Below are 12,639 nucleotides of genomic sequence, written 5' to 3' on the forward strand. Positions count from 1 at the left end.
ATAACTATTGTTCTTCTTATAACGTGATAAATCCTCACGAACCGATGTGATAGTCCGAAATATTGGCAACAGAAATAATATTAATGGTTGAACAAAGCATCAAAGTCATTTCTCACATTTACCTTATACCTTGACAAATCATTCGTAATCTCAAGCAAATCCTTTACCTCAGCATCGAAATCTTCCACAAGATTTGACAAAGATTCAATCAGGTTCTCTTTATGAAGCGCCTCCTTAAGACTGGCAGATAACCGGAATATTGGGAAGATTTGCGTAACCATATTACCAGCTTGTGCTTCAGAATAGCTATTGAAAGACGATTCGATATTATCCACCAATTGCTTAAGCATGCCAATAGTAACCTGTAACTGAGCAGCTACATCAATAAGACGATTCGCATGCTCATCCGAGGCCTGGATAACAGACTTTTCAGTATGTTCAATAGAGGAAACCGTCTCTTGGACTTTTTCATCGAAACATGCAACTGTAGACATATCCAAAAATTGAATGTTTGTAATTAGCAGAATAGATTTAAGTAATCTTATCGAAGGTACGACATATGCAATTTAACATATAAAAGGATACACAGTATCCACTACAACTAAAATTCCCTACCTCTAATCTGTTAAAATATAGATAATTCCATCTATGGGTTACTCTTTCGTCCTAATTTCTTTGTTGCATCCAAGCACAAATTTCATTCACATGAAGACAACAGCACAATATGTCGTCTTATGGCAATTACTTACTTAACAACTTCTGTCTCCCATCCGTCATAATCTCCATTGTGCGCAGAAGCCTTTTGCCTAAGTTCGAGCGTTAATTTGCTAATAGTGTCAAGATCAACTTTATCTATACGATGTATCCGCAAACCTAGTGGACGTTCCTGATCGTCCTTGTTGTTCGCCTTTTCACCTATACTAAAACCCAATTTGGTGGCATAGGCCTCAAATTGCTGTCTGTCCTCTTCCCGGAGGAAATAGATCCAGTGATCAACCCGTCTGGCCTTATCCAATTTATCTCCACTCTCTGTCAGATTCCGAATTACTTGCTCATTTCGCATATATTCCCTGATTGTCTCATTTGGATAAAGGAACCTGAGGTAAGCATCCCAGTCTTTATCTACCTTAATATTCACATAAGATTCATAGTTACTGAAGCTACGGGCATATAGGTTAAGCAATTGATGCCGGAGATTGACAGTATCGCTGGCATAATAATAGTCAAGTCGCTCGCACTGATAAGTAAATGTTCCCGCCAGACTATTATCACCTCTGGGATCTATGATGGCCCTTACTGAATCAGATATAACATATAGACGGTCAAATTCTGCATGAGTAGGAAAGCCATTTGCACAATCCTTAAACTTCACGCCAGTTATGATAACAAAAGGCTGACTGCTTACAGGAGCGACAGCTTTCAGATCCTCGTTGAATATAGTACTTCCATCGCCATCTTCATATCGCGCCATATACACGTTAAATACCGGCTCTTTTGTCTGTTCAGCTGATTTCTTTCCTGACTGAGCTTCTGCCCAAAGAGGTACAATAGCAATAGTAAAGAGAAAAAGGTAGGGGATAAAATTCATGATAAGTAAATTAATATTGAGGTAACGATTGCAAGTTAATTCATTCTTTGAATCCGGAAAAAAGTAACAATACGTTACCTACATGACAAAATGTTAGTAACCGCGACTTCTTCCCACAATATCTAATTGACATTCTCTTAATATATCCAGCTAAAAATGATTAGGTAGTTGTGCGCAGACTTTGCTATCCCTATTCGCTTGTTTGCTTTTTTCCGCTGTTTGCGTTTCGCAAACAAGCCAAAAAAGCAAACAAAACCCTACCTAACCAATTGACAATCAATCATAATAGATAACCAGGCACTGATTTACCCTATTTTCACACCCCTCCTAGCGCTCAAATTTCTTCAGCACTCTTTTCCTGTCGGCCACACTTCCCTCCAGGTATTTCAGTACGGCTCTCTTCACGTACTTACGCACATCCTTCTTTAAACCGGGCATATCCAGCTTATCTTTCCCTGCCCCGGCATAAGTGATAGGGTCGCCTTTGACTGCCGCAAAAAGCACCAGTTGCTTGCCAATACGTTTCTTCGTCACTTTCAGGTCGGCTTCTTCCCGTACGCCGGTCTCCTCGAAAGCATCTTCCAGCCCTTTAATAACACCATCTACAAGCGAGCCATGCTGCTTGGTTGTCTCGTTGTTGGCAAACGAGCGGATATAGGGGGCCGGGTAAGAAGTATAGATATGATGGTAGCGCAGGATGATGTGGATAATGTAACCATTGATAGCGGTCTTCAGTTCCAGCGGCAGCCAGGCATTCACACTGCCGTAGTCATGTTTATCCAGCAGATCGCTGAATAGCTCTGTGATACCGGTTTTGAAGTAAAATACATTCCGCTGCAGCTCGCCCCGGTTATCCAGACTGATGATCTTCAGTCCCGGGTTGAGGTATGCCAGCTGCTGTAACATGATATTAGTAGGGATATAGGCTACGTCGCTGTGTTTAAAGATGTCAGGATCCAGCCAGGCATCCACTTTGATGCAATTGGGTTCTCCGTTGGCTGGTTCAACGATCATATCGTATGCTCCGCCATGAGCGGATAGTACGTGGAGTTCGTCATTCGCAGCAATACGTATCAGCAGGGTACGGCTTACTGCTACCAGTAAGGTGGCTTTAAAATTCTTACCAGAAGCAATTTCGGACAAGAAAGCGATCTCATGTAGCAGTTCATCTACCGAGGTACCTGAAATTACCAGGCTGAGGTGATTCTCCAGATTGAAGGTCACCTCAATCACCGATATGCCGGTTACGTCCTCTAAATAGTCGGTGATCAGCGTTTTTATCAGCTTCCTGATACCATAGCTGTTGGCTGATCCAAGGTACATCACCGGGCGGTTACGGATAGATTCCACAATACTGAGCGAAGGCCTTCCATTCATACTTTAACTGCTTTACTTGGTGCAATGTAAAATAATCATTTCATAACACCACTATCATACCTGCCAGCGCATTTAACATAATGACTACACGCGTATCAGCCGCCGGCGTACTGTAAGACATCCCTGCCGCTCATAACCCATTTATCCTTAACACATAAGGGAGCTTCGTGACTGAATTAAACTTGTTCACCTGCACAGAGTAGCTTAATTTTATGCGCAGATACAACACCCCAGCAACGAAATATAGAGACGGAGTATTTTCAATAGCACACTTTTATATATATACCCCAAATATTAAGCGATGTATAACACCATTATGCAGACCGTACTGGCATTCCTCCCATACGCTGCAAACATTTGTCAAAAAGCAAAACTACTGACCCCATGAGCCCTCACACGCTAGTATCCGAAACGCCTGTAACACCGGCTACCGTCCTGTGTGAAGAGGCTATCAATGAGAATCTGTTAAAAGGATTACCTGTCAATGATGAAGATTATGCTATTATTGTAGGCGTCAGTCACTACGCAAGTCTGGCCCCCCTGCATGCACCGATCACAGATGCCTGCCGCCTCAGAAACTGGCTGATCAAAGCTGATGGCGGCAATATGCATCCCAAACACGTATTCTTCATCCCTTCTGCCCCGGGCAGCAACGCTCCAGACCAACTGGCTATAGACAAAGCACTGTATGACATCCTGCAGATGGCGGAAGCAAGGCCTGCCCGCCGCCTGTATTTCTATTTCTCCGGTCACGGCTTCGGTGCCAACTGGGAAGTAAATGGTATGTGCCTGCCTATCTGGTCGCCCAGCTTTTACAATGCTGCTCTTTCCTCCAAAGCATATCTGGACCTACTGGTAGAACAGGACCGCTTCCAGGAGATCTACTTCTTCCTGGACTGCTGCCGTGACAGAAAGATCAATACCAAACCGCTGCACTCCATGCTAGGTAGTCCGCAGGCTGGCGGAGCAAACACCATGGCGGTCGTACTCTATGCCTCTGAGTATGAAAATCCTGCCTGGGAAGGAATGATGAACGCCAATGGTAACCTGCAGGTACACGGATATTTCTCGCGCGCCCTCATGGAAGCGCTGAACGGCGGCGCTGTTAACAACAACGGCGATATCACCATTACCAGTTTTATTGACTACGTACGTGAAAAGACAGAATCTTATGCCCATGAACGCAATCATACGCAAACGGTACGTTCAGATATCAGGAATAATAAACATGGACTGAACCACGTCATCCACCGCACTGGCAGAATACCCGGTACCGTATTGACCATCACGTTTGAAACCGCCGGAGACATCACCCTGGACGGACCCGATCTCAATAACATCAAAGCAGGACCTGTACAGGCAGGCGAGACCTGGCTGGTACCGCTGGGTAAAGGTTATCATCAGATTACCAATAAAACAACCCGCACATCCGCATTTATCACTATAGATGGTACGCTAAAAACCATGCACTATGCATTCTGATACGCCCTCCTACAAACTTACCGTATCTGCTGTCGGCGTGATGGCAGATTTCGCACACCTCACTGTATACAACGGCTTCCTTGAAGACATTGCCCGCGGATATGAGCAGCTCGACCTGTCCCTTAAACCCGGACTATACAGCATCACCCTAAAGCTGGATGGGCATATCATCAAAGAACATGTAAGGCTTACAGGAGATACACAGGTACAGATCCCTACTCCGCCTGTATACTCCTCAGTGGTGGCGGATAAATTCCAGTCATCACACGAGTATTATGCCCGCAACGCACGTACCTACAGCCTGCAGCCTACAGTGAAGAATGGCCCCGAAACGGGCGGTGCCATCTTCCTGTTCTTCAGATATACAGATGTGGACAACCGGCGCGAACTGAATGATACGCAGCAGTCCCTCGGACAAGGATTCTCGCTCCTGGACGCGCAACGTCATGTGCTGTTCCGGCTGGAGGGCAAACATATCAAAGAAGATACGGACGCCGGATGGATGGCCTTCCACGCGGTACTATCACCGGGAACCTACTACCTGCATTACAGCGGACTACCAGGTACCATGGAAGACGATGCACCACATGAATTGCCAGCCAGGGAAATACCCCTCCAGGTGTTCAGGAGTGGTGTACAGTCGTCAGTCACCGCCGGACAATACTGGCAGACCCAGGTTTTTCTCACCTTCGGTCAGGGCCCCATCTTTCCGTCTATGAGCATCTTCATTGCACCACGGGAACAGGGATTTGTGAATGATGATGAAGGAAATTACCGGATTGATGGCCTCAGACACAAGTTCCATAACGGCGTGTACATCTTACCGGAAAAGGTGTTGATGGAATTTGAACAGGGACAATGGGCTTCACCGATGAAAGGGTTACTGGCGGCATATGTGTATTTCAGTAATCCGGCGGCCGACAAAGAACAGCTTTTCCGTAATGTAACCCAATACCTGCCAGCCCTACTGGGTGAAGATACGCCAGACGTTAAAGCCCTGCAGATCATGTCGGCGCAATATTACCGGGACCCCATACCAGCGCTGTCATTGAGTGAGCCATGTATGTTTCTCGCCGGTATACGCGCCATCATCAGGGCGTCTATCAGAAACCCGGATGTGATAGTAGATGATAGTCAGCTGGAAGACATTACCGATAAACTATACAATGATATGGTCTGGACCTCCTATCAGCCGGCTCCTTTGCCTGAACCAGCAGAGACTAAAAAGGCAGTACCGCAGACAAGAAGCTCCATGACATCCAGCATCTTCAGTGTGGTAGAGAAGATTATCGGCAAAGAGAAGACTGCTGAGGAAATCGGTGAGCGGCTGCTGAAGTCACAGACTGTCAGCACGCTATTGTATTATATCGAAAAACTGGATCGGGATCTTGATGTCAACGACCTGGCTAACCGGTTACAGATACCACCATCTGTTGTCAGGAAAACGGTGCAACATATTCTGAAATTCTCAGACAGCATCAAAGATGCAGAGAAGAAGCCGGAACAGTTCAGCATCCGCAATATCAACAAGCTAAAGAAAATTCATTAACTATACCGGTTATGACACCACAAAGTTATGCGTTGCACATTGGCATTAATGCAGTCGATCCTGCAAAATATGCAGGTTGGAACGGAGAGTTGTTTGCGTGTGAGCAAGATGCAGCTGTCTATAAATCCATCGCTGAAAAAGCCGGTTTTCAACAGATACATACGCTGCTGACAAAAGAAGCTACTGCTGATAAGGTATTGTCACATTTGCATCATGCGGCAGCACAACTAGAGACAGGAGATATTTTCCTGCTGACTTACGCCGGTCATGGCGGTGCAATAATTGACGCCAATAAAGACGAAACTGACAATTTCGGGAGCATGTCAGGCTTTGATGAAACCTGGTGCCTGTATGACCGTCAGCTGATAGACGACGAGTTGTTTGCCTGCTTCGGACAGTTCAAAGAAGGGGTGCGTATCTTACTGTTCTCTGATAGCTGTCATTCGGGTTCTGTCGCTAAAGCGGCTAGTCCGGTGACCAACACAGCTATTACTGATCCTGCTACTTATACCCGCAGCCGCGTTGCACCGCTGGATGTGCTGGTACGTACATACAATGCTCATAAGAGCGAATATGACCGTATACAGGCCCCGCTGATAACGCGGGAAGAGGATATTAAAGCTTACGTGGTGCAGTTTGGTGCGTGCCAGGATGACGAGCTGGCGATGGAGGTGTGGGGTAATGGCATGTTCACCGCCAAACTGCAAAAAGTGATGCAGGAACCGGTAGCGAGTTACAAAGCACTGTTCAGCGCAATTAAAAGGGGATTTCCCGGGCAGCAACGGCCCAACCTATACCAATACGGCAACAAGGCTTATGACTTCATTTTACAGCCTCCTTTTGCCATTCACGCAGATCTTCCAATCGGGCAGTAGGAAAGACGAAGGAGGAACCAGGAACTGAGGAGGGTGCAATTTGACATATTCGTCACCTGTACCTTGCTCAATGACCGGTCCCTCCATGCATATTGTGCTTAAACTAATACTATTTTAACACAGTTACGTGTTCGTCGCTTTGCCGTCGCTTCTTCGCCGCTAGTTCGTCCCTTGTTCGTCCTGAGCAGGGGTGAAGATATTATCAGCCATCTTTTTGACTTAAATTCTGAGCCTTCTTTCCATTGGGGGAAGGTGCTTTCGTTGGACAAGGTATGCCCTACATCGAACAGGAAGCGTACATCTTCCACCATCCCTGACAGTTCCCAGGTAGGATCCAGCTGATCGAAGGGTGAATGGTAGTGATCGCGGCCGTACATGGTAGCGTGGTCGGGGGCCCAGGCAGAGTCATGTGCTACGGAGACCATTCCGCTACCGGGATAGAGGGAGGGAATGCCCACTTTGGCGAAGTTGAAGTGGTCAGAGCGGAAGAACCATCCACCGGAAGGGTTGGCTTCCGGAATGAGGTAACGGCCTTGTTTTTCGGCTGCTTTTGCTGCATAGTCATCCAGATCAGACTGACCTTTACCGATGATGGTGATATCTTTTGTTCGTCCGAAGAAGTTCAGCACGTCCATGTTGATATCAGCTACGGTGGATTTGATCGGGAAGATGGGGTGAGTAGCGTAGTACTCAGAGCCCAGCAGGCCTTGTTCTTCGCCGGTGAGGGCCAGGAACAGTACAGAGCGTTTAGGTGGCTGCTGTACTTTGGTGAAGGCAGTAGCCAGCTGGAGGAGGGCGGCAACGCCGGAAGCGTTGTCCAGAGCGCCGTTATAGATAGTATCGCCTTTTACTGCTTCGCCCACGCCGAGGTGATCCCAGTGCGCGGAGTAGATGATATATTCATCTTTCCGTTCGGTACCTGGCAGGAGGGCGGCAACGTTATGGGAGACAGATTTACGCGTTTTATTTTTCAGGGAGAGGGAGGCAGTAACACCGAGCGGAATGGCTTTGAAGCCGGGTCTTTTCGCCTGGTTCATTACAGAATCAGGGATGCCGGCCAGGTCGAAGAGTTTTTTGGCAGATTCCCGGGTGAGCCAGCCTTCGATAGCGGCGCGGCCAGCGTTATTGTCTGCCGTCTGCAGATCCAGCTTGGGCTTGGACCAGCCGCTGCGTACCACTGTCCAGCCATAGCTGGCTGGCAGTACATCATGAATGATGAGGATACCGGCAGCACCCTGGCGGGCAGCTTCTTCAAATTTGTAAGTCCACCGGCCATAGTAGGTCATGGTGCGGGTTTTTCCTTTGAAGAGAGTACTATCGTAGAAACCGGGGTCGTTGACCATCACTACAACAGTTTTGCCTTTCACGTCCAATCCGGCATAGTCGTTCCAGTTATATTCCGGAGCGACGATACCGAAGCCGGCGAAGATCATCTCGGAATTGTTGATAGATACCTGGTCCTGTACACGTTTGGTACCGGCCACGTACTGGTCGAGGTAGGTGAGCTTCACATCACCGTTTTTGCCTTTAAGCCGCAGGTCTCCGTCGGGTTTTGACAGGATCTCTACCATGGGAACTTCCTGTAGGAAGCTGTTGCCGTTACCAGGCTGGAGGCCTATTTCCTTAAACCTTTTTTCCAGGTAGGCGAGCGTCTTTTCTTCTCCGATAGTAAAGGGTTTACGCCCCATGAACTCGTCGGAAGCGAGTACGTTGATATCGCGTACCAGACCGGCAGAGTCAATTGCTTTAATGGCGGTTGAGTCATCTCCTTTTCCTGCGGATGGCGTACCTGAATTACAGGCAGCAGCCAGGGAGGCAAGGAGTAATAGATTACGCAGGTCTTTCATGAGTCAGTAGTATTTCCTTTAAAGATATTAAATTCAGCAAAGGTGGTGTCTGCTATGTTCTCTGTTTCAACAAATATTTATAAGTTTGTTGACTACCCCCGACCAAAATCTAAACTGTATGCAACATTTCGGAGAACGATTAAGAGCCGCACGTAAAATCAAGGGCTGGTCTTTGCAGGACCTTGCCAACCAAACTGCCAATTCCATTACAAAACAGGCGCTCAGCAAATACGAAGCTGAGATGATGTACCCCTCCCGCAAGATCCTGTTGTTACTATCAGCCGCTTTGGGTGTTAAACCAGGTTACTTTGAAGGACAACCGGTATTTAAGCTGCCGGCATTTGAATTGCCACGTAAAGGAAATATACCATCCAAACAGATCGAAAGTATCAGGGAAAAGGTAAAACAGGTATTGGAAAGGCAACTGGAGGCGGAATCACTGTTGAATATAACGGTGCGGTTCAGCAATCCGCTAAAGACATTTCCGGCAACAGACGAATCCGCAGCTGCATCCATTGCGGCCAAGCTGCTGGACAAATGGGACATTGGCTGTGAGCCGGTACACAACATGGCCGGCATGCTGGAAACACATAATATCCGGGTGATAGCAGTAGATGCCCCTGTTACTTTTGATACCCTGAGCACATGGCTGGACAAGGTTCCGCTGATCATACAGCATGAGGACCGGCCCGCAGATGTGAAGCGGTATCATACCCTGTATGAGTTAGGCCAGCTGCTGTTACAGGTACCGGCAGATGCAGACAAAGATAGCATCTGTCACACATTCGCAGCAGCGATGCTACTACCCGGCGATACGCTGGAAACGCTATTAGGGCAACGGCGTACGACTATTGCTATGGAAGAGCTGATCTGCATTAAGGAACAGTATGGTATACCGGTACAGGTAATTATGCGGCATGCCATCTCCAAAGGTATTATTGACAGAAAAGATACGACCGCTTTTTTCAGGCTGCTGGCAGACAACAGAGACGAGGCAGGCCTGGGGCAGTATACGGGTCAGGAGAAGCCGGTAAGGCTGGACCGGATGATACGCAGGTTGATGGCAGAAGAGGTGATACGGGAAAATCACCCCTTCAGAAACAGCGTTTCCCTCGTTGTATGACGGGGGTGAGCGGGTGTAACTTTAAACTGTTAACACAACCCGTCAACATCAAATTTCATTGCCATGGATACCTCCTGGTTAGCACAGCATCTGGAGCGGATAGACAAGCGTATTGTCAGGAAGATCATCACCACCGCTACCAAAGGGCAGCAGCTTCCCGTCACCATCCGGCCTGCATCATCCACATCCGGCCCCAACAAGTTTGCCGCTAAAAACAAAGCGCTCCGGTAATACCAGAGCGCTTTGTTTTTATGTAGTTGTGTATTAGTTCATGCTGACGTTTTCTACTACGCTGATGATGGGCGCAGTTTCCGGCTGGTGCTGTCTGACCTTTTTATGATGCTGCTTACTATGTTTCGCTTCTTTCTTACCCTTATTCCACCATACCAGGAAGCCTGTTACAGGCAGGGTAGCACAGATCAGACTGGCGAAGAAAGCGAGTATCTTGCCTGGGAGTCCGGCGATAGCGCCCACGTGTATATCATAGTTCATACCGATGAGCTTTTCGCCGGCATTGCGGTCTTTATCGGTCTCGTGCAGTAGCAGTTTAGCCGTGTTCCGGTCGTATTGCAGATCGTCGTGGTCATAGAAGGTTTCTTTACCCCAGTATACTGACATGCGGATGGTAGCGGCTTTGTCCGGGCCGGTTGCCCATACACCGATGCGCTTCGCTTTGGGGAATTGCTTTACGGCGGAGGCATAGGCCACATCTACCGGCTTTACATTGGCCAGTGGCAATGCGAGGGTATCGGAAGTTACCACTTTATGTTGCGGCGGCGTTACGCTGCGGGAGGCCACTACATAGACGGTAGCCTGGAACCATTTGAAGGCCCATACCATTCCCGTAAGGGCCAGCACCAGGGCGATGAACATGGCATAGAAGCCAAGAACATTGTGCAGATCGTAGTTAACACGCTTGAAGTTGCCGGACCATTTGATTTTAAAGCTTTGTTCGCGGGACTTCTTATTCCATTTCTTCGGCCACCAGAGTATCAGGCCGGTGATAAGTAGTATGACAAATATGAAGGTAGCCCAGCCTACGATTGGCTGACCGACTTTATCATTCAGCAGGAGGCTCCAGTGGAGGTATTTCACGATAATGAAAAAGTCTTTTTTCATATCGCGGATAGCGGTGATTTCTCCGGAGTAGGGGTTCACCAGTGCTACCTTGTAGTATGCCGTGGTACCAAAGATGGTAAGGGCGTTTTTATCGCCGGCGGCATAGGTCATAAATTCCCAGGCGCGGTCGGGCTGGCGGTAGGTATAGACCCCGTTGATAGGAAACTCTTTACCGAGGGCAGCCTGTGCTTTTTCGTGCAATTCACTCAGCGGCAGCGGCGGCTGTTGCCGGGGCGTAACGTACAGGATGTCATGGTGTACCCAGTCGGTGATTTCTTTCTGGAATACGAAGAGGCAACCGGTGACTGCAACGATAAAAACGATGATGCCGGAGGCTAGTCCCAGCCACAGATGTAACCAGGCATTGAGCTTTTTTCTCCAGGATGGACCTTTTTTCTTGCTGTTCGGATGCGTATTATTTCCCATATGGCTGACGAAGTGTTAAAGATTGCGTGCATACTGATGGCAGGGAGGCGGTCACTGGTTCAGTCCGCACAGGGCCTCTTTGCCGGCGTAAGCGGCAAAAGTCGGGTGGCGGGGAGGGAAAAACCAGACGAAAAGGGAAAATTACTTACGCAAAGCGGAAAAAGAAAAAATAAGGACTGGTAATCAGGCTGCAGTATTGTGATATAATTTGGTAGTACGATGACCCTACCATTGTCAATTTCAACCCAAATAGGGCAACCGATATTGTTTACCCCCGGACTGCCCGATGCCTATTCCAGCTATACGCTGCAGGGCACCAAACCGTATTATGCGGTGAGTGACAGCTTTGGCTGCATCCTGTTCCAACAGGTGGCGAACAACCATTATCAGGCGTGGGTAAGTCATTATATTATTAATAAGCCAACAGCATTTAAAGTAAAGGGAAATGTAGACGACCTGCTGCTTCACCATACATTAAAGGGCAGTATGTTTTATGAGCTGAACGGGATGGAAAGTGAGACCTTTCAGCATCAGATGAACATCATAGTTACGGAGCGGCTCCGGCATACGATCAGGTTTAAATCTCCGGGTTTGTATGTAGCCCTGGAGATCCAGATACCGAAGGAGGAGCTGCGGAGTTATCAGGATAGTTTCCCTATAGTGCAGGAATTACTCAATAAATTATCTAATGAAAATACCATTACTCTCCTGGATCAGCATATGATAGCCCATGAGCGGCTACGCAACATTATACAAGACATAACAGAGCGTCAGTTACCCAAAGCGGCCAGCGAAAAATACAGAGAACAAAAAACAGGAGAGTTCATCATTGAATCACTTGATATGCTTTCACGTTACTTAACAGATGCCAACGGCCTGAGTGCGGCCGACCATGAAAGGGGACAGCGTACGGAGGTCCATTTGCTGAAACATCTGCAGCAACCATCACCTCCTACCCTCAAACAACTTGCAAGATTTGCCGGTACGAATGAGAAGAAACTGGAAGAGATATTCCGTAGCCGGCACGGCATTACGGTATATGACTTCTTTCAGAATGCGCGGATGCGTATCATCTACCGCAAACTAACCGAGACGACTACACCCTTGCAGGATCTTGCAGAAGAGTTTGGGTATACAGACTATTCAAGCTTTTCTTACGCGGTGAAAAAGCGGTTTAGTCTGAGTCCGAGAGAGCTGAGAAAGAACAGTAGTATCAGCTCGTGAGCCACCGGCTATCAGGAGCCAGGCATTGG

General features: G+C 47.7%; 11 protein-coding genes. 6 read left to right on the forward strand and 5 right to left on the reverse strand.

The window, feature by feature from the left end; genetic code table 11:
- Window positions 1-80: 80 nt before the first annotated feature.
- The 3 genes from K1Y79_RS27645 to K1Y79_RS27655 form a co-directional block, all read right to left on the reverse strand.
- Window positions 81-494: a hypothetical protein gene (locus tag K1Y79_RS27645; protein ID WP_220253460.1), complete on the reverse strand. Its 414-nt coding sequence runs from the start codon at window positions 492-494 to the stop codon at window positions 81-83.
- 251 nt (window positions 495-745) lie between these two features.
- Window positions 746-1,588, reverse strand: a complete 843-nt coding sequence (locus tag K1Y79_RS27650; protein WP_220253461.1) for a DUF695 domain-containing protein — start codon at window positions 1,586-1,588, stop codon at window positions 746-748.
- A 327-nt stretch (window positions 1,589-1,915) separates the two neighbouring features.
- Window positions 1,916-2,965 carry a DNA topoisomerase subunit B gene (locus K1Y79_RS27655; protein ID WP_220253462.1) on the reverse strand — a complete coding sequence of 350 codons (1,050 nt, stop codon included), beginning with the start codon at window positions 2,963-2,965 and terminating at the stop codon, window positions 1,916-1,918.
- A gap of 384 nt (window positions 2,966-3,349) precedes the next feature.
- Here K1Y79_RS27655 and K1Y79_RS27660 point away from each other — a divergent pair, with 384 nt between their 5' ends.
- Genes K1Y79_RS27660 through K1Y79_RS27670 form a run of 3 tightly spaced genes read left to right on the forward strand, consistent with a single transcriptional unit; the run spans window position 3,350 to window position 6,871 of the window.
- A complete protein-coding gene (locus K1Y79_RS27660; RefSeq protein WP_220253463.1) occupies window positions 3,350-4,447 on the forward strand; it encodes a caspase family protein in 1,098 nt (365 codons plus the stop codon).
- On the forward strand, window positions 4,437-5,996 hold the full coding sequence (locus tag K1Y79_RS27665; RefSeq protein WP_220253464.1) for a hypothetical protein: 1,560 nt from the start codon (window positions 4,437-4,439) through the stop codon (window positions 5,994-5,996). Before K1Y79_RS27660 ends, K1Y79_RS27665 begins: the two co-directional genes overlap by 11 nt.
- An 11-nt stretch (window positions 5,997-6,007) precedes the next feature.
- Window positions 6,008-6,871, forward strand: coding sequence for a caspase family protein (locus tag K1Y79_RS27670; RefSeq protein WP_220253465.1), 864 nt, complete (start codon window positions 6,008-6,010; stop codon window positions 6,869-6,871).
- A 98-nt stretch (window positions 6,872-6,969) separates the two neighbouring features.
- Here K1Y79_RS27670 and K1Y79_RS27675 read toward each other — a convergent pair whose 3' ends face one another.
- Window positions 6,970-8,718, reverse strand: coding sequence for a M28 family metallopeptidase (locus K1Y79_RS27675; RefSeq protein WP_220253466.1), 1,749 nt, complete (start codon window positions 8,716-8,718; stop codon window positions 6,970-6,972).
- Between the two features lie 118 nt (window positions 8,719-8,836).
- On the opposite strand from K1Y79_RS27675, the gene K1Y79_RS27680 reads away from it, so the two are divergent.
- A complete protein-coding gene (locus K1Y79_RS27680; protein ID WP_220253467.1) occupies window positions 8,837-9,841 on the forward strand; it encodes a helix-turn-helix domain-containing protein in 1,005 nt (334 codons plus the stop codon).
- 63 nt (window positions 9,842-9,904) lie between these two features.
- Entirely contained in the window at window positions 9,905-10,072 is a 168-nt protein-coding gene (locus K1Y79_RS27685) for a hypothetical protein (protein ID WP_220253468.1), read from the forward strand.
- A gap of 33 nt (window positions 10,073-10,105) precedes the next feature.
- Here K1Y79_RS27685 and K1Y79_RS27690 read toward each other — a convergent pair whose 3' ends face one another.
- Entirely contained in the window at window positions 10,106-11,386 is a 1,281-nt protein-coding gene (locus tag K1Y79_RS27690) for a PepSY-associated TM helix domain-containing protein (RefSeq protein WP_220253469.1), read from the reverse strand.
- Between the two features lie 219 nt (window positions 11,387-11,605).
- Here K1Y79_RS27690 and K1Y79_RS27695 point away from each other — a divergent pair, with 219 nt between their 5' ends.
- Window positions 11,606-12,610: a helix-turn-helix domain-containing protein gene (locus tag K1Y79_RS27695; protein ID WP_220253470.1), complete on the forward strand. Its 1,005-nt coding sequence runs from the start codon at window positions 11,606-11,608 to the stop codon at window positions 12,608-12,610.
- Window positions 12,611-12,639: the final 29 nt, after the last annotated feature.

The organism is Chitinophaga rhizophila (genome assembly GCF_019492185.1).
Taxonomy (GTDB): Bacteria; Bacteroidota; Bacteroidia; order Chitinophagales; family Chitinophagaceae; genus Chitinophaga; species Chitinophaga rhizophila.